The sequence below is a fragment of the Pseudomonas sp. No.117 genome (genome assembly GCF_054558395.1).
Genome location: NZ_BAAJNP010000008.1, coordinates 373,894 through 397,250, shown reverse-complemented (window position 1 = coordinate 397,250; position 23,357 = coordinate 373,894). Strand labels below are relative to the sequence as shown.

General features: G+C 67.0%; 5 protein-coding genes. All 5 read right to left on the bottom strand.

Annotated features, from left to right (window positions below; all coding sequences use genetic code 11):
• On the bottom strand, window positions 1-7,845 hold a 7,845-nt coding region (locus tag ACYJP6_RS20965), incomplete at its 3' end, for an amino acid adenylation domain-containing protein (RefSeq protein WP_459477501.1).
• Window positions 7,846-7,969: 124 nt separating this feature from the next.
• The gene (locus ACYJP6_RS20960; RefSeq protein ID WP_459477499.1) at window positions 7,970-8,683 is read right to left on the bottom strand and encodes a thioesterase II family protein; all 714 of its coding nucleotides are present in this window, start codon (window positions 8,681-8,683) and stop codon (window positions 7,970-7,972) included.
• Window positions 8,684-8,902: an MbtH family protein gene (locus ACYJP6_RS20955; protein ID WP_145003797.1), complete on the bottom strand. Its 219-nt coding sequence runs from the start codon at window positions 8,900-8,902 to the stop codon at window positions 8,684-8,686. It lies immediately after the preceding gene.
• A gap of 27 nt (window positions 8,903-8,929) precedes the next feature.
• Window positions 8,930-10,309 (bottom strand): diaminobutyrate--2-oxoglutarate transaminase, encoded by a 1,380-nt coding sequence (locus tag ACYJP6_RS20950; protein WP_459477496.1) that lies wholly within the window; start codon window positions 10,307-10,309, stop codon window positions 8,930-8,932.
• 78 nt (window positions 10,310-10,387) lie between these two features.
• Entirely contained in the window at window positions 10,388-23,275 is a 12,888-nt protein-coding gene (locus ACYJP6_RS20945) for a non-ribosomal peptide synthase/polyketide synthase (RefSeq protein WP_459477494.1), read from the bottom strand.
• Between the last annotated feature and the right edge of the window lie 82 nt (window positions 23,276-23,357).

The window sequence follows — 23,357 nt, the reverse complement described above, 5'->3', positions numbered from 1 at the left end:
ATAGGAGACCAGCAACGAGGTATTGGCCACGCGTGGCAAAAGTTGGGTCTCGGCCCGGGTCGCCTGGGCGGCCGCCAGTGCGAAATCGGCCAGCACCGGTCGTTCGAAGAGTGCTCTCAGCGGCAACTCCAGGCCCAAGCCCGAGCGCACGCGAGCGATCACCTGGGTGACCAGTAAGGAGTGTCCGCCCAGCTCGAAGAAGTTGTCGTTCCGACCAATCCGCTCCACGTCCAGTACCTCGACCCAGACATCAGCCAGGGCCTGTTCCAGTGCAGAGTCCGGCGCTTCGTAGGCTCTGCGCGCCTGGTTGAAGTCCAATCGCGGCAAGGCCTTGCGATCCACTTTGCCATTGGCATTCAGGGGCAAGGCGTCCAATGACAGCCAGGCGCTCGGCACCATGTACTCCGGCAACTGCTGATGCAGCAGTACGCGGCATTGGTCGTGCAGGGCTGGAGCCTCGCGTTCCGAGTCGGCAGGTACCACGTAGGCGACCAGATGACTACCACCCACATTCTCCTGCACCGCCACCACCGCCGCGGCGACCGCCTCTATCTCGCGCAGGCGTGCCTCGATTTCGCCCAGTTCGATCCGAAATCCGCGGATCTTTACCTGTTGATCGATACGGCCGACGTATTCCAGGATGCCATCGGCCCGGTAACGGGCCAGATCGCCGCTGCGATAGCAGCGCTCGCCCGGCACCAGGGCGAAAGGGTCCGGTAGATAGGCCTGGGCCGTGCGTTTGGGATCGCCCAGATAGCCACGCCCCACCCCGGTACCGGCGATGTAGAGTTCGCCGATGGCGCCGGGCGGGACAGGCAACAGGTCATCGTCCAGGGCCAGGACGCCGTTGTTGTCGGTGGCGCGGCCGATGGGCAGACAGGCGCCCCGCGTCGCCGCCTCGTCCACCTGGCACAGCGCGACGTCATCCGAGCACTCTGCCGGTCCATAGGCGTTGACCAGAGCGATCTGTGGATAGCGCTGGAGCCAGCGCCGCGCTAGTTCCGGGGGCATGGCTTCGCCGGTGGGCAACAGCCAGCGCAGTCGCCCAAGATCGGCGAGGTCTTCGGCGACCAGGCCCTGGATCAGCGAAGGCACGCTTTCCAGCACCGTCACCCCCCGGGCCGCGACGGCTTGGAGCAGTGCCCGAGGATCGTGGGCGATGACGTTGGGCAGGATTTCGGTGCAGCCACCGAATAGGGGGGCGGCCAGAAATTGCCAGACGGAGATGTCGAAGCTTTGGGAAGCGGTCTGGGCGATGGCGTCATCCGTGCCCAGGTTCAGGTAGGGCACCTTGCTCAACTGGTTGTTGAGCATACCGGCCTGCTCGACCATCACCCCCTTGGGCGTCCCGGTGGAACCGGAGGTGTAGATCACGTAGGCCAGGTGGTGCGGCCCGCTGGCGACGACGGGTCGGACATTGCCGTCATCGCGGGAAGCCAAGGTCGTCCAGTCCAGCAGCTGCGGACGGTGATCGCTCGGCAGCGCTGCCAGCAGTTGGCGAGCCCGCTCACGACAATCGTCGGTGCAGATCAGCACGGGGACCCGTGCCAGTCGCAGCAGATCGGTCAACCGCGCCTCCGGCAGGTGTGGATCCAACGGCACGTAGCCGGCGCCGGCCTTGAAGGTGCCAATCATCAGGGCGAGCAGTTCGAGATCGCGCTCAGCGAGCAAGGCGACGCCAGTGTCAGGTGTGACGTCCACCGCCAACAAGCCATGGGCCACCCGATTGGCCTGAACATCCAGTTCTCGATAGCTCCAGGCCCGCGTGCCACAGCGCGCGGCAAGGCGCTCGCCCATGACGTCTACCTGCGCCTCGAACAGCGCTGCGTAGCCCTGATTCAACGGATAGTCGCGCAGGCTGTCGCGGCGCTCCGCCTGCAACTGCCGCAGGTATTCAGGCGCTGCCAGGGGCAGGTCGGCGACATCGCCGTAGAAGCCCTCGCCCAGCGCCACCAGCAACCGGGCGAAATCGGCCAGCAGCCGCTCGACGGTGGTCGCCTCCAGGAAGCGACGGTCATAGGACAGGTGCAGACCCAAGGCATCGCCTGGATAGACCACCACGGTCAGCGGGTAGTTGGTATGGGTGCGGGCGGTATCGGCGCGGGCACTGAGCGCCTGGGCTCCCTGGGTGACCGTACGCTCCAAAGGGGCGTTTTCGTAAACGAACAGGCTGTCGAACAGCGGCTGACCGCGCTCCAGTTCGCTGCAGGCCTGGATATCGACCAGTGCCAGGTGCTCGTGCTCACGTAACGCGAGGTTCTGGGCGAGCAAGGCGCGCAGCCAGTCACTGACCGACATGGCGTGACCGGCGACCGGGAGGCGGACCCGCAGCGGAATGCTGTTGATGAACAGTCCTACCGTATCCTGCATCTCCGGACGGCTCACCGGACGACCGGCCACGGTGACGCCGAACAGCACGTCATGGCGACCGCTGTAGCAGCGCAGTACCAGCGCCCAGGCCGCCTGAGCGAGCGTATTGACCGTAAGGCCATGGCGTTGCGCGAGTTGCTGCAGGGCCCGCCCCTGCGCGGGCGTCAGATCGCGGTAGCGGTCGTCGATGTCGGACAAGCCACCCTGGCGAGTGATAGGGCGGTCGAAGGGCAAGGGCGTTGGCTCCTCGAAGCCCTGCAGCTCCGCTGTCCAGGCTGAGATGGCGGCCGTCTTGCCCTGCTCCTGCAGCCAGACGAGGAAATCCCGGTAGCGCGCTGCCGGCGGCAGCGCCTCAGTACCACGGTAGAGCTGGAAGAAATCCTGCAGCAGCAGGGAGCGACACCAAGCATCGATGAGGATGTGGTGATTGCTAAGGATGAACCAGTATTGCGCCGGCCCACGGCGGATCAGGCGCAAGGCGAAGGGTGGACGTTGTAGCAGGTCGAAGCCCTGCTGCCGGTCGGTAGCCAGCAAGACCTGCAAGTCTTTTTCATGATGCTCCGCCGGTCGCTCACTCCAGTCGTGATAGCTGAGTCGGACTGGCGCCTGGCGGTGGATTATCTGGTAGGCGCTACCCTGATCGTCCAATGCGAAGGACGCTCGCAAGGCATCGTGGCGCTGGATCACCGCGTTCCAGGCCGCCTCGAAGCGGTCGACCTCGACGTCGCTATCGATGACATAGCGGTCCTGCATGAAGTAAATCCCCGAATGAGGCTCCATGAGGGTATGGACCAGCAGGCCCTCCTGCATGGGCGACAACGGGTAGAGATCCTCGATCTCACGGAACGGCAAGGGCAAGGCGTCCAGCTGTGCCTGGCGCAACGTCAGCAAAGGAAAGTCTGAAGGCGTCACCCCGCCTTGGCGCGGATCGCTGCAATGCTCGATCACCGCCTCCAGCTCCATACGGAAAGCCTCCACCAAGTCCTGGATGTCCGCCTCGGCGAACATGGCGCGGCTGAAGCCCCACTGCAGGCTGAGCTGCCCGCCATAGACCTGGCCTTCCACGGTCAGCCAGTTAGCCAGGGGGGCGCCAGGATCCTGGGCCGCACCGGTGCCTTCCGTGGCGGGTACCAACAGGGCGTCTTCGCCGAATTGGCCATCAAAGCGGCCCAGATAGTTGAAGGTGATGCGTGGCTGCGGCAGCGCGCCCAGGCGGTCGGCGACCTCGGCGCCGGCGAGATGGCGCAACTGGCCGTAGCCGATGCCCTTGTCCGGTACCGCACGCAGCTGTTCCTTGATCGCCTTGATCGAGGCGCCCAGCTCCTCGGCTGCCGTCAGGCGCACCGGATACAGGCTGGTGAACCAGCCTACGGTACGGCTGAGGTCGAGACCGCCGGTTTCCTCGCGACCATGGCCTTCAAGTTCCACCAGCAGGCTGTCCGTGCCGCCCCAGCGGCAGGCCGCCCGGGTCAGGGCGGTAAGCAGCAGGTCGTTGACCTGGGTGCGATAGGCCGCGGGGGCTTCCTGCAGCAGGCGGCGGGTGCGCTCGGCGTCGAGGGTCAGCTCCAGCTTGATTTGTTGCCGGTATTCCAGAGTGCCCTGGGGATCGGCGCCCGGCAGCGTGGTCGCCGCCCCTTCCAGCTGGGACTGCCAGTAAGGTAGCTCCTCCAGGCGCTGTATCGCCTGGGCGTGCTGTGCGGCGGTCCAGGCCTGGTAGGCGCTGGTGCGCGGCCCCAGGTCGACAGTGGCATCGACGTAGAGGCGCTGCAGGTCTTCCAGCAGGATGCGCCAGGAGACGCCATCCACGACCAGGTGGTGGATGGCCAGCAGCAGCCGTTGACTTCCATCGGCCAGCTCCACCAGCAGGGCGCGAAGCAGCGGCCCTTGGGTCAGGTCGAGACTGCGCTGGGCCTCTTCGCACAGGGCTAGTAGAGCTTCGGGCGAATCCACGCGACGCTGCCAGAGCACCTCGCCTGCCGCCTCGGCATAGGCCTGGCGCCACTGGCCATCCGCTTCGTGGAATCTCAGGCGCAAGGCATCGTGATGGCCCAGCAGCCGCGCCAAGGCCGCGGTCAGCCGTGAGGCATCCAGAGGCTCGCGCGCTTGCAACAGCAGGGACTGGTTCCAGTGCGTGCGATTCGGAATAGATCGCGCGAAGAAGGCCGCCTGTACCGGGGCCAAAGCCACTTTGCCCCGCGCCGGGCCCTGTGCCGACTCACTAACCAGAGGTTTGGCCACCTGGGCAAGGGCACGCAAGGTTTGGTATTGGAAGAGATCGCGGGGGCTCAACTGCAGGCCCAGGCGGCGTGCCCGGCTGACCACCTGGATGGCGACGATGGAATCGCCACCCAGGGCGAAGAAATTATCGTCCAGCCCTACTTGAATCACCCCCAACAGGTCTTGCCAGATAGCGGCGAGGGTTATCTCGGCGGGCGTCGCGGGTGCCTGGTAGGTCAGCTTCGGCGTGGCGTCCGGTCGGGGTAAGGCCCGGCGTTCCAGCTTCCCGTTGGGGCTCAACGGCATCTGCTCCAGCGCCAGCCACAGCGTCGGTACCATGAACTCCGGCAAGCTCTGCGCCAGGTGTGTCGCCAGAGCCTGCTGCCAACTCTCAGTTTCTCGGTGCAGCACCACGTAGCCCACCAGTTGGCGACCGTCCAGCGCCAGCACCGCCGCCTCGCGCACCGTTTCATGCTCCAGCAGACGTGCCTCGATCTCGCCCAGCTCGATGCGCAGGCCACGCAGCTTGACCTGATGGTCGACCCGCCCGGCGTACTCGATCACGCCATCCGGCCGCTGCCGCGCCAAGTCGCCCGTGCGGTACAGCCGTTCATCCGTACCAAAGGGATTGGCCACGAAACGCTCAGCGGTCAACCCCGCGCAACGCTGGTAGCCACGCCCCAGGCCGACGCCACTCAGGTACAGCTCGCCCAGAGCGCCGACCGGTACCGGTTCCAGGTTGGTATTCAGGACCAGGCAACCCAGGTTGGCGATGGGACGCCCGATGGGCACGGTATCGCGCCCTTCCGCCACACAGGTCCAGTGAGTGACGTCGATAGCCGCCTCGGTCGGACCGTAGAGGTTGTAGAGACGGGTCATGGGCAACTTAGCGAATACCTGCTGCTGGGTGTCCACTGGCAAGGCTTCGCCGCTGCAGACCAGACGCGCAAGGCTGGTGCAGGCGCTGACGCCCGGGTCCTGCAGGAAAGCCTGTAGCATCGAGGGAACGAAGTGCAGCGTCGTGATGCCCTCGCGACCGATCAGCTCGATCAGCCGGGCGGGGTCGCGGTGGTCGCCGGGGGCGGCCACCACCAGCCGGGCGCCGGTCATCAGCGGCCAGAAGAACTCCCAGACCGAGACATCGAAGCTGAAGGGGGTCTTCTGCAGCACGGCATCCTCCGCGCCCAACTCATAGGCCTCCTGCATCCAGCACAGACGATTGGTCAGGGCGCGATGGCGATTGCCGGCGCCCTTGGGCTGGCCGGTGGAGCCAGAGGTGTAGAGCACATAGGCCAGGTTGTCGCCATCCAGCGCAACCTCGGGATCCGTCTCGGGCTGGTGCTCCAACCAGTCGCCATCCTGATCCAGATCCAGGCGCTGCACGCCCTCGATCGCGGGCAACTCCAGGTGAGACTGGGCCAGCAGCAGCCTTATCCCGCTATCCGCCAACAGAAAATCCAGGCGCCGCCGCGGGTAGTCCGGGTCCAGCGGCACATAGGCACCACCGGCCTTGAGCACCGCCAACAGGCCTACTACCAGCTCCACCGAGCGCTCCAGGGCGACGCCCACCAGCACCTCGGGACCAACGCCGCGCTCGATCAGGGCATGGGCCAGGCGATTGGCTCGGCGATTCAGCTCGGCATAGCTCAGCCGTTGCGCCCCAAAGACCAGCGCAGGCGCCTCGGGCACATGGCGGACCTGGGCTTCGAACAGCCGGTGTACCGGCTGCTCCAGCGGATAGTCACGCTGGGTGGCGTTCCAGTCGTGCAGCTGCTGGGTCCGCTCGATGGGCGTCAGCAGCGGCAAGGCATCGAGCATCTGCCGCGGATCGGCGGCCATGGCTGCCAGGAGCGTTAGCCAATGGCGAGCCATACGCTCAATGCGTGAACGCTCGAAGAGATCGCTGGCGTAAGTCAGGGCCGCACGTAGCTGGCCGCCTTGTTCGTAGGTATCCAGCGCCAGGTCGAACTGGGTGGTGCGGCCCTGCCCCTCCAGGGGCGCGAAGCTGAGGCCATCGACGCTGGGCAGCGTCCGCAGATCCGCCACCTGGGGCTGGTGGTTGTAGAGCGCCTGGAACAGCGGGCCGTGGCTGAGCGAGCGCTCCACTCCCAAGGCCTCCACCAACTGCTCGAACGGCAGGTCCTGATGGTCCTGGGCGCCTAGTACGGTCTGGCGCACCTCGACTAGAAAGTCGGCCACGCTGAGCCCGGCACGGGGCCGCCCGCAAAGCACCTGGGTGTTGACGAACAGGCCGATCAGCCCTTCCACCTCCTGACGGTTGCGGTTGGCGACCGGCGAGCCGACGCGGATCTCGGCCGCGCCGCTGTAGCGGTACAGCAGGATCTGGAAACTGGCCAGCAGCCACATGAACAGACTCTGCTCGCCCTCCTGCGCCCGGGCGCGCAAGGCGGCGGCAAGCTCCACAGGAACGTCCAGCTCCAGACGCTCGCCTCGATAGCTGGGCAGCGGCGGCCGTGGCCGGTCGCTGGGCAGTGCCAGTACCGGATGGCTGTCGCCGAGTTGCGCGCGCCAATAGTCCAGCTGGCGTTCGCCCTCCCCCGCCTCCAGCCAGCGGCGCTGCCAGAGGGCGTAGTCCACATAGGCCACCGGCAGGACAGCGAGGTCCGGCTGCCGGCCGTGATGCAGGGCCGCGTAGGCGTGCAGCAGTTCGTCTATGAGCAGGTTCATCGACCAGCCATCGGCGACGATGTGGTGCAGGGTCAGCAATAGCACATGGCGTTCGGCCTCCAGGCGCAACAGGCGCCAACGCAGCAACGGCCCGACTTCCAGGTCGAAGGGTGCCCGCGCCTCGGCAGCGGCGCGGGCACGCACCTCGCCTTCACGCTCGGCAGCCGGCACCTCTTCCAGGCTCTCCTGTTGCAATTCGGGCAGGCTGTCGCTGATGACCTGACGGGGTTCGCCGTCGGCCTCGCAGATGAATAGGGTACGCAAGGTCGGATGGCGCTCCACCAGCAGGGTGCAGGCAGCCTCGAGGGATTGGTGATCCAAGGGGCCATTCAGACGCACCGCTCCAGGCAGGTTGTAGGCAGCGCTCTCCGGTTCCAATTGCCAGAGCAGCCACATGCGCCGCTGGGCATAGGAGAGGACGTCTCGATCTGCCGTCTCAACCCCTGCCGGGATAGGGAAGAGGCGAAAGTCCACGCCCTCCTCGTGCAGGGAGGCGAGGAACAGACGGCGTTTCTCCAAAGGGAGCTGGATGAAGCGGCGGGCCAGGGCGAGGGAGTGTTCGGCGTTCATCTATCTCTGTTTCCGTGCGCGTGGGCAGCGGGCACCTGGGTGCCCGGTCGTCTCAAGAGAACGGATGGGTGGAGATGAAAATTAATTGCATCGGCGTATCGATAACACCGGGGCGGAAATACCCTTAGGCGAATGCGTCCTGGGCTTGCAACTGGCTAAGCACATCCGCCAGACGCGCCAACACCGCAGCCTGTTCGCTATGGATGAAGAAATGCCCGCCAGCGAACCAGTCCAGCTGGAAAAGGCCACGGGTCTGCTTGGCCCAGGCCTGCAACTGTGCGGGAGTGGCCTGGTCCTCGCGTCCACCCCAGACCCACAAGGGACAGTCCAGCACCGGTCGAGATCGCGGGCGATGACTGCCGCAGAGCAGAAAGTCCGCGCGCAGGACCGGTAGCGTCAGCGCCATGAGTTCGGGATTGGCCAGCACTTCCTCCGGCGTGCCGCCACGGTGACGCAGGTCGGCGATCAACTCCTCATCGCTCTTGGGCCGACTCAGGTCACGGTCGTAGTCGTCACGGTCGGTGGGCGCCGCAGTGCCCGAGGCGATCAGCCCGCAAGGTGGAGCCCCCCGCTCGGTCAACAGCTGCGCAACTTCGTTGGCCAGCAAAGAGCCCAGACTATGGCCGAGCAATACATAGGGCTGCCGAGCCCGCGGCAGGAGTTCCTGAGCCAGTTGGGTGGTCAGGCGCGCGAAATCGGTCTGCAGGGGCTCACCCAGGCGGCTGCCGCGTCCGGGCAGTTCCACGGGGCAGAGCTCCAGCTCGGGCGGCAGCTGCCGGCGCCAGCGCAGATAGGCCAAGGCGCTGGCACCGGAGTACGGCAGGCAGAATAGCCGCACCTAGGAGGCCTGTTTGTCCATGTGCTGGCGCAGGCTCAGCGGACGCATGTCGGTCCAGACTTCTTCGATGTAGGCCAGGCACTCAGCCTTGAAGCCACGCTTGCCGGCGTCACGCCAACCATTGGGAATGGTCTTGTAGCTCGGCCAGATGGAGTATTGCTCTTCGTGGTTCACCACCACGGTGAATTCGATGTCGTCGCGGTCGAAGACGGAGGTCATGACGGTTTCCTTGGTTGGAGAGTGAAGTTAGTGCGCAGCCCGCACCGCGGCGGCGAAACGCTCGGCCACGGTGTCGATTTGCGCAGGGGTGATGATGAGCGGCGGCAGGAAGCGCACTACGGCACCGTGGCGGCCGCCGAGTTCGAGGATCAGCCCACGGCGCAGGCATTCGCGCTGGATGCGCGCAGCCCGAGCGCCATCGGCCGGCGGATGCCCTTGGGCGTCAGGAGTGCCGGTCGGATCGACGATCTCCACACCGAGCATCAAGCCGCGGCCACGAATATCGCCCAGCTGCGGCTGATCGCGCTGCAAGGCGGTCAGGTGACCGGCCAGGCGTTCACCCATCGCCGCGACGTGGTTGGGGATGTCATGGTCCTGCAGGTAGCGGATCACTGCGGAGCCAGCCGCCATGGCCATCTGGTTGCCGCGGAAGGTGCCGGCATGGGCGCCGGGCTTCCAGGTGTCCAGCGCCTCACGGTAGACCATCACCGCCAGCGGCAGGCTGCCACCGATGGCCTTGGACAGCACCACCACATCCGGGGTGATACCGGCGTGCTCGAAGGCGAACATCCGTCCGGTACGGGCGAAGCCGCTCTGGATCTCGTCGACGATCAAGGCGACCCCGGCCGCGGCGGTGATGCGGCGCAGGCCGCGCAGCCAGTCGAGATCGGCGGGAATCACCCCGCCCTCGCCCTGCACCACCTCGACGATCACCGCCGCCGGACGCTGCACGCCGGCCTCGGGATCGTTCAGCAGGTTCTCCAGGTAGTGCAGATGGGTGCGCACGGCGGCGCTGCCGCCCTGACCGAAGGGGCAGCGATAGTCGTAGGGATAGGGCAGGAACTGCACCCCCTGGCTGACCAGGCTGCCCAGCGGCTGCTTGGGCGCCAGGCTGCCCATGAGGCTCAGGGCGCCCTGGCTCATGCCGTGGTAGCCACCCTGGAAGGCCAGCACCGTGCTGCGCCCGCTGGCGGTGCGCACCAGCTTGAGCGCTGCTTCCACGGCGTCGGTGCCGGTGGGGCCACAGAATTGAATACGCGCATCCCGGGCGAAGTCGGCCGGTAGCAGCGCGAAGAGATCCTGGACGAAGCGATCCTTGACCGGAGTGGTCAGGTCGAGGGTGTGCAAGGGCAACTCGTCATCAAGCACCGTTCGGATGGCGTCGATCACTACCGGATGGTTGTGGCCCAGCGCCAGGGTGCCGGCCCCGGCCAGGCAATCGATGAACAGTCGCCCCTCGACGTCCTCCACCTCGATCCCGCGGGCGCGCTTGAGCGCCAGGGGCAATCGCCGTGGATAGCTGCGCGCGTTGGATTCCTGAGCGCTTTGCCGCGCCAGCAAGGGATGATCGGCGAAGCTGTACAGCGCCTCGGCAGCGGAAGCGACGATGGGATCGGCAGCGGACATCGGGATGGCCCTCGAAGATAAGGTTATAGAGCAAACGGTTGGCGGGCCGGCGGATTTAGCGATGAGCCGGCCTAGCCTTCACAGCAATTCCAGGCGCGACATCAGGTCGCCGAGCCGCTCGGCCTGCTCGGCGCCCAGCGCCGCCTGACCCTCGCGCTCCAGGTATTCGGCCAGGGCGCGCACCGTGCTGCACTCGAACATCGCCCGCAGCGGCAGCGTGCGCCTGAGGCTCTGCTGCACCCGCGAGGCGATTTGCGTCGCCAGCAGCGAGTGACCGCCCAACTCGAAGAAGTTGTCCGTCACCCCTACCCGTTCGAGCTTGAGCACCTCGGCCCAGATGGCGGCCAGATCACGCTCCAGCTCAGTGGCGGGCTCGACCTGGACACGCCGGGCGGCGCCTGCTGCACTGGGCGTGGGCAATGCCCGCCGGTCGAGCTTGCCGTTGGCATTGCGTGGCAGCCGCTCCAGAAGCAGCCACTGCATCGGGACCATGTAGTCGGGTAATACCCGGCGCAACGCGTCGCGCAACTGGCCAAACCAGTCTTGCCCGCTGTACCCGGGCTCAGCCGCCACCAGATAGCCCTGGAGATAGGGGCCATAGGGTCCCTGGCAGACCGCCACGGCCGCCTCGCGCACCGAAGGCTGGCTATGCAACTGGGCCTCGATCTCCCCCAGCTCGATACGCAAGCCACGCAACTTGACCTGATGATCGCGGCGGCCCACGTACTCCAGTAGGCCATCGGCCCGCCGCCGTGCCAGGTCACCGGTGCGATAAAGCCGCTCGCCTGGCGTACCCCAGGGGTGCGGTACGAAGGTCAAGGCCGTGCGCTGTGGGTCGCCCAGGTAACCCCGCCCTACCCCGATGCCCGCCACGCACAATTCACCGGTGGCACCCAGAGGCACCAGACCCTGGGCGCCGAGCAGGTACAGCCGGTTGTTATCGGTGGGTGCGCCGATGGGCAGGTAACTACCGGTGGTATCGGCAGCTTTCACCTGGTGGAAGGCGACATCATCGGCGCACTCGGCCGGACCGTAGGCATTCACCAAGCCGCATTGCGGATAGCGCTCCAGCCACTGTCGTGCCAGCACCGGCGGCATGGCTTCACCGGTGGGCAACAACCAGCGCAGGCCGCTGGGCAGCGGTCTTCCGGTCTCCAACAGGCCCTGAATCAGCGCCGGGACGCTTTCCAGCACGGTGATGCCCTGCATCGCCACCTGGTCCAGCAGCGCGGCGGGATCATGGGCCTGGGCGTTGGGCACGATCACCGTACGCCCGCCGAACAGCGGTGCGGCGAGGAATTGCCAGACCGAGATGTCGAAGCTCTGGGAAGCGGTCTGGGCGATGGCGTCCCGCGCATCCAGACCCAGATAGGGCACCTTGCTCAGCTGGTTGTTGAGCATGCCCGCCTGCTCCACCATCACCCCCTTGGGCGTGCCGGTGGAGCCTGAGGTGTAGATGATGTAGGCCAGGTGTTGCGGACCGCTGTAGATCCCCAGATCGTCGACCGGACCGTTCGCGGCCTGGATCTCCTCCCACACCAGCAGCCGCGGCCGCCCGACGCAGGCCAGTTGCTCAAGCAGGCCCTCGGCCTGGTCGCGACAGCCAGCGCTGCAAACCAATACCCTGGCCCGACTGAGCGCCAGGATATGAGCGAGCCGCTCATTGGGATGCGCCGGGTCCAGGGGCAGATAGCCGGCGCCGGCCTTGAAGCTGCCGATCAGCATGCCCAGCAGGGGCAGGTCACGCTCGGCCAGTAGCGCCACGGAGTCGTCGAACCCGACACCTAGTACCCGCAGCCGGTGGCCGAGGCGATTGGCCTGGAGGTTCAGCTCGGCATAGCTCAGGGCATGCGGCCCGCATTGGGCGGCGATGCGCTGCGGATGGGCCGCGACCTGCGCCTCGAACAGCCGGACATAACCCTGGTCGAGGGGATAGTCGCGGGCACTGGCATTACAGTGCTCCAAGAGGAAAGCGTGCTCGGCAGGATCTTCGAGCGCCAGCTCGGCGAAGCGCCCTTCGATACCCGCCGCCACAGCCAGCAGCAGCCGGCGGAAGTCGGCCAGCAGGCGCTCGATAGTCCGGGCATCGAAGTAGCGCCGGTCGTAGGACAGGTGCAGACCCAGGTCATCGCCGGGATAGCAGACCACCGTCAACGGGAAGTTGGTGTGGGTACGCCCGGAGTCCGAAGTGGCCCTGAGCCCCTGGGCGCGGTCCAGCACCGCGGCGTCCACAGGGGCATTCTCGAAGACGAAGAGACTGTCGAACAGCGGTTGCCCCTTGGGCACCTCGCTCGCCTCCTGGATCTCCACCAATGGCAGGTACTCATGCTCGCGCAGCGCCAGGTTGGCTTCCAGCAAGGCGCGCAGCCAGGCCAGTACCGAGGTATCGGGCGCGACGCCCGGCAACCGTACCCGCAGCGGTACGCTGTTGATGAACAGACCAACGGTACGCTGCATCTCCGGCTGGTCCAGGGGGCGACCGGCGACGGTCACGCCGAACAGCAGGTCGTCGTCGCCACTGTAACGATGCAGGACCAGGGCCCAGGCGGCCTGGGCCAGGGTATTGACGGTGAGACCATGGCGTTGCGCCAACTCACGCAGGCGCGCGCCCTCGGTCGGCGCCAGGCGTAGTTGACGATCCCCTACCTGCATACCGCCATCCGCTCCGGCGTGCTCGCGCAGCGGCGGCCGGTCGCAGGGCAGCTCGGTGGGTCGCTCCAAGCCCGCCAGGTTGGCACGCCACCACGCGCGGGAGCGCTCGTGATCCTGGCGTTGCAGCCAGGCGATGTAATCGCGGTAACGCGGCGCAGGTGCCAGCGCTGGTGCCCGTCCCTCGCCCAGGGCAGTGTAGATGTCCAGGAAGTCACTCATCAGCAGGCCGCGGCACCAGGCATCGATGAGGATGTGATGGTTGCTCATGATGAACCAGTAACGTGCCTCGGCTATGCGGATCAGCCGGAGGTGGAACGGCGGTCGTTCGAGCAGGGCAAAACCGGCCAGCCGTTCCCGCTCCAGCAACTCGTGCAGACTCAGCTCCTGGGTCTCTGCGTTACGTCCGCGCCAGTCGAGTACCTCCACGTCCAAGGCTTCAGGTCGCTGGATGACCTGCAGCATGGTCTCCCCCGAATTCCAGACGAAGGACGCCCGCAGCGCTTCATGGCGCGCCACCACTGCCGACCAGGCCTGAGCGAAACGCTCGTGGTCCAGGGCGCTGTCGATGCGGTAGCGGTCCTGCATGAAATAGAGCCCCTGGCCAGGCTCGAGCAGGGTGTGCAGCAGCAGCCCTTCCTGCATGGGCGTCAGCGGATAGATATCCTCGATGCGCCGGGCCGGTACGGCCAGGGCATCCAGCTGCGCCTGGCTGAGACGCGCCAGTGGGAAGTCGGTCGGGCTGCAGCCGCCCGAGCGACCGTCCAGGCAGTGCTCCACCAGCAACGCCAGCTCGGCATTAAAGGCGTCGGCCAAGGCCGCCACGCTGTCTTGGTCGAACTGCTCGCGACTGTAGGTCCAGCGTATGCCCAGGCGCCCTTCCTGCACCTGGCAATCGATGGCGAGAGGGGTGGGCAGAGGCGCGTCGGGATCATGCAAGGCGCCCAGGGGACCGGCCGCTGGGGTGAACAGGCTGTCTTCGGTAAAGCTCTGGTCGAACTGGCCCAGGTAGTTGAAGGAGATGGCCGCTTCGGGCAACGCCGCACAGGCCGCCCGCAGGCCAGGCTCCGCCAGGTAGCGCAGGACGCCATAGCCGAGACCCTTGTGGGGTACCGCACGCAGTTGGGTCTTGATCGCCTGGATGGTCGCGCCGAGGCCCTCCGCCGGCATCAGCCGTACTGGATAGGCTGCGGTGAACCAGCCGACGCTACGCGTCAGATCCAGGTCATCGAACAAGGCCTCACGGCCATGGCCCTCCAGCTGTACCGGCACGGTCGGCGCCTCCAGCCACCGGCACAGCACTCGCGCCAGGGCACTGAGCAATAGATCGTTGACCTGAGTGCGATAGGCCGCCGGCGCTTCCTGCAGCAATTGCCGGGTCAAGTCAGTGTCCAGCGTCTGGCTGACCTGGGCGGCATCCGCTGCTCGGGCACTACCCGTAGGCCGGTCGTACTTGAGCGATGGCGTGGTCGTACCCAGTTGCTCGCGCCACAGCGCCAGCTCCTCGCGCAGGGACTCACTCTGGGCATAGTCGTGGAGCCGCGCCGCCCAGTCGCTCGGCGGGCTGGTGCGCGCCGGCAGCGTCTGGCCGCGGTAGGCCCGCTGCAGATCCTCCAGCAGGATGCGCCAGGACACACCATCCACCACCAGGTGATGACAGGCCAGCAAAAGGCGTTGGCGGGTGCCGGGACCCTCCACCAACACCGCCCGCAGCAGCGGTCCCGCAGCCAGATCGAGGCTCCTCTGGGCGCTTTCACACAGTGCCAGGCACTCTTCCTCGCTGGCGACTTGGCGCTGCCAGAGCAACTCATCGCTTACCGAGGCCGCGTAGGCGGCGTGCCAAACAGCTCCTTCCCGCACATATCTCAGGCGCAGGGCGTCATGATGCGCCGCCAGCGTCTGCAGGGCTTCAGCCAGGCGCGCAGCATCCAGCACCTCACGAGGGATGAGCAGCACCGCCTGGTTCCAGTGGTCCGGCTTGGTTAGGGATTGCTCCAGGAACCACTGCTGGATCGGCGTCGGCAGGCTCGTCCCTTGTGCAGGCCCGCTGACAGCTACCGTCTTGGGCTGCTGGCGGGTGACGGCGGCGAGACGCCGCACCGTCTGGTGTTGGAAGACATCGCGGGGGGTGAAATGCAGATCGCGCTCGCGTGCCCGGCTGACCAGTTGAATGGACAGGATCGAATCGCCGCCACGCTCGAAGAAGTTGTCCTCTACGCCCACTGAAGGCACCTGCAGCACCTGGGCCCATACCTCGGCCAGGGTCGCCTCCAGAACCGAGGCTGGCGAGACCTCGGCCGTCTGCGCGACCGGCGCTGGCAGCGACTGGCGATCCAGCTTGCCATTGGCGGTCAGCGGCAAGGCCGGCAAGACTACCCACAGCGCTGGGATCATATAGTCGGGTAGCGACTCGGCAAGGCGACTGCGCAGGCGGGCGACCCAGTCCGACTCGGCACCGGCAGTCGCTGCCGAGCTCCCAAGATAGGCCACCAGTTGCTTGCCCGCCGGCCCATCCAGCGCCAGTACCACGGCCTCGTCGACCCCGGGTTGCTCACGCAAGCGCGCCTCGATCTCGCCCAGCTCGATGCGGAAGCCTCGTATCTTTACCTGATGATCCAGGCGCCCGACGTATTCCAGCTGCCCATCGGCGAGCAGGCGTACCCGGTCGCCGCTGCGGTACAGTCGGCCACCATCGGCAGCGAAGGGATCGGGCACGAAGCGCTCGGCGGTGAGACCGGGGCGCTGGTGATAGCCCTGCGCCAGGCAGGCTCCGCCCAGATAGAGCTCACCCAGGGCACCTTCCGGCAGCAGCGCTAGGTGGGCATCCAGCACCGCCGCACGGCGAGCGCCTAGCAAACGGCCGATGGGTACGCTGGCAACGTCGGTCGGCAAGGCGTCCGGTGCCACGGCGGCCAGTGGCATGACCACGGTTTCCGTCGGCCCATAGGCATTGAAGAAGACTGCTGGCACGAAGCCGCGACGGATGCGCTGCAGGTGCTCGCCGGTCAGGGCCTCACCGCCGGTGATGCACAGCCGCACCGGCAGGTGCCGCCCTTGCCCCGCCAGCCACTGGCCGAGTCCGGCGCCATAGCTGGGGGTGAAGCCCAGGATGGTCACCTGCTCCTCTTCGATCAGCGCGCAGATACTTTCCGGGTCCCACTGCCCCTGAACCCGCAGCACCACCCGGGCGCCACAGAACAAGGGGGTGAGCAGCCGCTCGCTGGCGGCGTCGAAGTTGATCGAGTAGAAGTGCAGCTCGCAATCGTCCTCGCGCAAGCCGAAGCGCGCGATCACCGCCTGGCAGTGATCGGCGATCTCGCCATGAGCCACCACCACGCCCTTGGGCTGGCCGGTGGAGCCGGAGGTGTAGATCACATAGGCGGGCAGCGCTGGATGACTGAGGCCCACGACCGGGGTCGCCACGAAGTTATCCAACTCGACGGAGGCAGGATCCAGCCAGCCCTCGATCAGGCTGGCGGGTAAGGGCTCCAGGCGTTCGCGCAAGGCTGCGTTGCCCAGTACCAGCCGCACGCCGCTGTCCGCCAGTAGATAGCTCAGGCGCTCCACCGGATACTCCGGGTCCAGCGGGACATAGGCGGCGCCGGCCTTGAGAATGGCCAGTAGGCCGTACACCAGGTCCAGCGAGCGCGGCAGACCCAAGCCAATGCGCATCCCAGGTCGCACGCCCCGGTCGATCAGGGCCCGGGCCAGACGATTGGCTCGGGCATCCAGCTCGGCATAGGTCAGGGTCTCGCCAGCGAAGGTCAAGGCCGCCGCCTCTGGCGTGGCGACCACCTGGCGAGCGAACAGCGCATCCAGGGTAGTGGCCGGACGAGACACTTCGCCGGACAGCTGGGCCAACTGGGCTGCACGCTCCTGGGCGCTGAGCAATGGCAGATCGCATAGGCGCTGCTGAGGATCGCCCTGCAGGGCTTCCAGCAATGCCTGCCAATGGTCGGCCATCGCCGAGATTCGCGGCTCGTCGAAGAGATCCTGGCTGTAGGTCAGGCAGCAGCCCAGGCGCTCGTCGAAGTCGGTCACCTCCAGGTTGAGATCGAATTTGGTCGCGCGGGCATCGTTGAGCCGGTATTCCACAGTCAGCCCACCCAGGGTGCGGGTCTGCTGGAACGCCCAGCGCTGGACGTTGCACATCACCTGGAACAGCGGGTTGTAGGCCGGGCTGCGCAGCGGCTGCAGGGCCTCCACCAACTGATCGAACGGCAGGTCTTGATGGGCCTGGGCCTCGATCACGGTCTCGCGCACCTGGCTCAGCAACTCGCGGACGGTCATCTGGCCATCGAGGCGGCAACGGAGCACCTGGGTGTTGAGGAAGGCGCCGATCAGCCCCTCGCTTTCCGGGCGGATCCGGTTAGCCACCGGCATGCCGATACGCAGATCGGTCTGACCGCTATAGCGATGCAGCAGCGCGGCCAAGGCAGCGGTGCAGGTCATGAACAGCGTCAGTCCCTGGCGGGCGTTGAAGGCCCTTACCCGTTGCGCGACCTCGGGCGGCAGGCTGAAGCGATGGAGTGCGCCACGATGGCTCTGCACCGGTGGCCGCGGCCGGTCGCTGGGCAGCTCCAGCAGCGGATGCTCGTAGCCCAGTTGCTCGCGCCAGTAATCGAGCTGGCGCACCCGCTCGCCGCCGTCGAGCCACTGGCGCTGCCATTCGCTGTAGTCCAGATACTGCACTGGTAGCGGCACCAAGGGTGACTCACGCTCGTCGAGAAAGGCCTCATACAGCTCGCCCAGCTCCCGGGCGAAGATGTCCATGGCCCAGCCCTCGGTGACGATGTGATGCAGTGTCAGCACCAGGTGATGCTCGCGCTCGGCCTGTTTCACCAATAGCGCGCGCAGCAACGGCCCTCGCTCCAGATCGAAGGGTCGGTGGGCCTCTTCATCGGCCAGCCGCAGCAGCGCTGCCTCGGACTCAGCGGCGGGCAGCCGCGAGTGATCGTGCCACTCCAGAGGCACCAGCAATTCGGCCTGCACCTGCTGGATTGGGGTACCGTCAGGGCTCGGGAACAGGGTTCTCAGAGCCTCGTGGCGTTGGATCAGCGCCTGGAGCGCCGCCTCGAAGCGGGCGATGTCCAGCACCCCGACCAGTCGAGCCATGCCGCCGACGTTGTAGGCCGGGCTACTGGGATCCAGTTGCCAGAGGAACCACATGCGCTGCTGCGAGGGCGACAGCGCCACCGGTCTACGGCGATCGACGGGCAGGATGGGGCCCAGTCGGTCCAGGGCCCCGTTCGCCCGCAGCCTTTCCACCTCGGCGGCGAAACCCGCCAGGGTCGGCTGGGCGAACAGGGTGCGCAGGGACAGATCGACATCGCAGGCCAGCCGGACCCGGGACACGATCTGAGTCGCCAGCAGCGAATGCCCGCCGAGAGCGAAGAAATCGTCTTCAAGGCCGATGGCAGCGATACCCAGCACCTCGCTCCAGATCGCCGCGATCTGCCGTTGCAGGTGCGTCTGAGGTGGAGTGGTCGTGGCGGTCGCGCGGTCCGGCAGCGGCAGCGCCTGGGTATCGAGCTTACCGTTGGGTGTCAGCGGCATGGCATCCAGCACCAGCACCTGGGCCGGTACCAGGTAGTCGGGTAGCTCGGTAGCCAGCGCCTGGCGCAGCTGAGTCGGTTCGAGCGGAGCAACGCCGGCCTGGCAGGTGACGTAGCCGAGCAGCTGCGGGCCACCAGCGGTCTCGCGCAGCGCCACCGCGGCCTGGGCGACGCCCGGCCTAGCCAGCAGGCGTTGGCGAATCTCCCCGGGTTCGATCCGGAAGCCGCGCAGCTTGAGCTGGTCATCGAGACGGCCCAGATAATCCAGGCGACCCTCGGCGTCCCAGCATACTCGGTCGCCGGTGCGGTACAGGCGACCGCCTTCGCCGAACGGATCGGGTACGAAGCGCTCGGCAGTCAGCGCGGGGCGCCCCAGGTAGCCCCGCGCCAGCCCGGCGCCGGCGACGCACAGCTCGCCGGCCACGCGGATCGGCAACAGGTTCAGGTCGCCGTCCAGTACCCGGCAGCGCACGTTGCCCAGCGGCGTGCCGATGGGCACGCGCGGACCGTCATCCACCCGGCAACGCCAATGAGTGGCGTTGATGGTGGTTTCCGTCGGTCCGTAGCGATTGTGCAGGGCCACTGCCGGCAGACGCTTCAGGACCCGGTCGCGCAAAGCCGCCGGCAGAGCTTCTCCGCCGCTGAACAGGCGGCGAAGCGAGGTGCATTCAGCGACGCCTGGCTGGTCGAGGAAGAGTTGCAACAGTGGCGGCACGAAATGCAGCGTGGTGACACCGTGGGCCCGCACCCGTTGCAGCAAGGCCGCCGGGTCGCGTTGCTCACCCGGCGCCGCCAGGACCAGACGAGCACCCGCCAGCAGCGGCCAGAAGGTTTCCCATACCGAGACGTCGAAACCCAGCGGCGCCTTCTGCAAGAGCACGTCGCTGGCATCGAGGGCGTAGGTCGCCTGCATCCAGGTCAGGCGCTGCGCCAGAGCGCCGTGGCTGATGCCGACGCCCTTGGGTCGGCCGGTGGACCCTGAGGTGTAGAGAATATAGGCGAGATGCTCGGGATGCAGGGCCGGTGGCGGCAGAGCGACGTCGTCGCCGGCCACCAGGGCGTCATCCAGGCGCAAGACCTGCACGCCGGTGGGCAGCGTCAGGTGCTGCGCTGGATCGCCCTGGCACAGCAGCAGGGGGGCCGCGCTATCGGTCAGCATGAAGTCCAGCCGATCACGGGGATAGTCGGGATCGAGCGGCACGTAGGCGCTGCCCACCAGGACGATGGCCAGCAACCCTACGACCCGTTCCGGCGAACGCTCCGCGCAGATCGCCACCGGTACGTCGGGACCGGCACCTGCTGCCAACAGCCGCGTCGCCAGGCGTCGCGCGGCGGCGTGCAGGTGCCGATGATCGAGCTGTCCGCCATCCCACTCCAGCGCCTGCCTGTCAGGATGGGCCTGCAAGGCTCGCTCCAGGCCAGCGGGCAAGAGTTCCTCCGGCATCGCGCAGGGCGCTTCGCCCCACAGCAGCACACGCTGACCTTCCGCCTCGGACAACGACGGCAGTTCGCCCACCGGCCGCTCGGGCTCGGCTACCGTCGCCGCCAGGAGCTGCAGATAGGCGTCTGCCAGGCGCTCTATGGCGTCTCTGTCCCAGGCATCGCGGGCGAAATCGAAGTGCAGGCTCAATCGCCCGCGCTCGTCTTCCTCCGTTTGCAGCTGCAATTCGAACTTGGCCTGGCGACTGTGCCATGCAAGGGGTTCAGCCAGCAGCCCGGGCAGGCGCCGCAGGGCGCCGAGTTCGCGCTGCTGATGGTTGAACAGCACCCGGAACAGCTCACGCCCGCCATAGCTTGCGGCCAGGTCGTCATAGGGCAGTGCCTGGTGCGCCTGGGCGTCGAGGGTGAAGTCGCGCACGCGCGCAAGCTGGGCTACGAAGGACTCAGCGGGCTCCAGGCGCAGCGGGAACACCAGGGTATTGATGAAGCAGCCCACCTGGCCGAAGGTGTCGGCCTGGAGCCGATTGGCACTAGGCACGCCCAGGCAGCCAAGGCGCGCGCCTCCATGCCGGTGCAGCAGCAAGCCAAAGGTCGCCAGCAGCCACATGAAGGGGCTGGCACCGCGCGCCTGGGCCGCCTGCCGCAGGCGCTCGGCCAGCTCGACCTCTACTCTTCGGCTCAGACGCTCCGCTGGTGAGACCCGCCGCGCATCCCAGTTGCCGTCGCTCGGCAAACCCAGGGATTCGGGCATCTCCCCTAGCGCCTGGCGCCACCAGGCCAGGTGGCTAGCCTGCCATTCGGCCTGGCGGCTCTCCTGGTCGAGCACGGCCTGTACCGACCGGCACGGCAAGGAGGCCAGCTGCGCGGGTTGGCCGCCACAGGCCTCCGCATACAGCCGGGCGAACTCGTCCATTAACAGATTGAGCGACCACCCGTCAGCCACGATATGGTGCACCGTCAGCCATAACTGCCAGGCATCGTCATCCAGGCGGACCAGGCTGACGCGCAGCAGCGGCCCTTGAACCAGATCGAAGGGCTCGCGGGCCTCGGCATCGCGCCGCTGGCCTAAAGCCCGCTCACGGCCTGCCTCGGGTAGGCTGCGCAAGTCCAGTACCTGCCAGCCATAGGTCGCGCCCGCGTCGATACGCTGCCAGGCTTGGCCGTCCGCCTCGAAAAAGCGGCTACGCAGACTGTCGTGCCGTGCTACCAGGCGGTCCAGAGTGATCTGCAGCGCCTGGGCATCCACTTCCCCACGCAGGCTCAGCCCACCCGGGATGCTATAGGCCGCACCGGCCGGATCGAGCTGCCAGGCCAGCCACAGCCGCCGCTGCGCCGCCGACAGCGGCAAGTGCTCACCGCTCGCGAGCTCTGTAGCGCGCTCGCGGCGCTGCGGACTCGCCGCCACCTGTGCGGCGAAATCGGTGAGCCGGGGCGCCTCGAACAGGGTGCGCAATTCCACGGCCCGTCCCAGGCGACGCTGGGTCTCACCGATCACCTGAGTGGCACTGATGGAGTTGCCGCCCAGCAGGAAGAAGTCCGCCTCCGGCCCCACTGCGACCCCGCCTAGGCAGCTCCGCCAGATATCGGCCAGGACAGTGGTCAATTCCCCTACCTCTCCCGTTGCCGACCTGGCAGCCGTCTCGCCATTCGGGAAGCACGCATAGGGCTGCAGGTCCCCTGACCGCAACTGCGGCCAGCACGCCGAGCGTTGCAGCTTGCCACTGGAGGTCTTGGGCAGGCCGCCCGGCTCCAGCAAGGCGACGAACGCCGGAGCCTGTTGGCAGACCCCGGCAACGGCGCAGCGGATGGCCTCGATCAGTCCCTCGGCCGCCAGGCGTTTGCGCGTGCCGCGACCGATCTCGCAGGCGATGCCGATTCCCTCCTCGTCACCGTCCGGTACCGCGAAGGCGGCGACCCGACCCTCCCGTATCCCTTCCACCGCTGCCTCGATCACCTGTTCCAGATCCTGGGGGTAGAGATTCTGGCCGCGCACGATCAACAGATCCTTGAGTCGACCGGTGACATAGAGCTCATCGCCCTGCAGGGCACCGAGATCCCCCGTGCGCAACCAGCGGATGCCGTCACGCTCGACGAAGGTCGTTGCACTGGCCTCGAGATTACGCCAGTAGCCGACCGCGATGCTCGGCCCACAGGCCCAGATCTCGCCTACCGTACCTCCGGGCAACTCCTCCAGGGTCAAGGGCGCGACGATGCGAACGCCATGGCCCGGCTGAGCCCGGCCACAGCTGATCGCCAGGGCATCGTCACCGGCGGCCAGCGTCCCGGTACTCAACGCGGAGGCCGCGACGGGCAGTACGCCTATGCCTTCCCCACGGCGCCCCCCGGTGACGAACAGCGTCGCCTCGGCCAAGCCGTAGCAGGCAAAGAAGCTGCCAGGTGCGAAGCCGGTGGCGGCGACATGGCCAGCAAAACCCTCGAGGCTGGCCTGGCGAATCGGCTCCGACCCGGAATAGGCCACCCGCCAGCGGGACAGGTCGAGCCCGGCGAGGGCCGAGGAGCTGATCCGTTCGCGACATAGGCGATAGGCGAAGTCCGGGCCGCCGCTGATGGTCCCGCCGTAGGTGCTGATGGCCTCCAACCAGCGCACCGGCCGCTCAAGGAAATAGCGAGGCGACATCAACACGCAGGGAATGCCGCTGTAGATGGGTTGCAGCAGGCCGCCGATCAGGCCCATGTCGTGATACAGCGGCAGCCAGCTGACGATGACGTCGTCAGGACCTATCCCGAAGCCGGCGCGGATCAGCGCTTCGTTGGCCACCAGATTGGCGTGGCTGACCATCACCCCCTTGGGCAGGGACGTGGAGCCCGAGGTGTATTGCAGGAAGGCGATGTCGGTCGCCTCGGGCAAGCTGGCAGTCCAGGCCTCTTCCGCCGAAGGTCCTAGGGTGTCTACCGCCAGCCACGGCACTCCGGCCGGCAGTTCGGCGAGCAGCGCGGTACTGGTCAGCAGCAGTCCCGGCTCGGAATCCTCGATGATGGACAGCAGGCGTCGCTGGTGCTGGGCGTTACCCGAGGTGGGTGGATAGGCCGGCACAGCGATGACTCCGGCGTAGAGACAGCCGAAGAAGGCTGCGACGTAGTCCGGACCACTGTGGAAGACCAGCACGGCACGTTCGCCCGGCACCAGTCGTTCCCTCAGGGCAACGGCAATGGCACGTGCACGGGAATCGAGTTCGCCGTAACTCAGCGTCGTCCCGCCATCGGCCTCCAGAAACCGCAGGGCAAGACCCTCGGCATTGTGTACGGCGCGCTGGCGCAGCGCATGGGACAGGGTGGGAAAGATTTCGGGAGACGGGGACATGCGGAAATCCTGCAGGGTTCGCTACCGGGCTTAGCCACGGTCGGTACAGAACAAACGCATTGCCCTTAGAAAAATTAAGTGG

What these genes read in the sequence shown, in the direction of transcription:
- ACYJP6_RS20945 (WP_459477494.1), bottom strand. Translation starts at nt 23,275, where the DNA reads ATGTCCCCGTCTCCCGAAATCTTTCCCACCCTGTCCCATGCGCTGCGC.
- ACYJP6_RS20950 (WP_459477496.1), bottom strand. Translation starts at nt 10,309, where the DNA reads ATGTCCGCTGCCGATCCCATCGTCGCTTCCGCTGCCGAGGCGCTGTAC.
- ACYJP6_RS20955 (WP_145003797.1), bottom strand. Translation starts at nt 8,902, where the DNA reads ATGACCTCCGTCTTCGACCGCGACGACATCGAATTCACCGTGGTGGTG.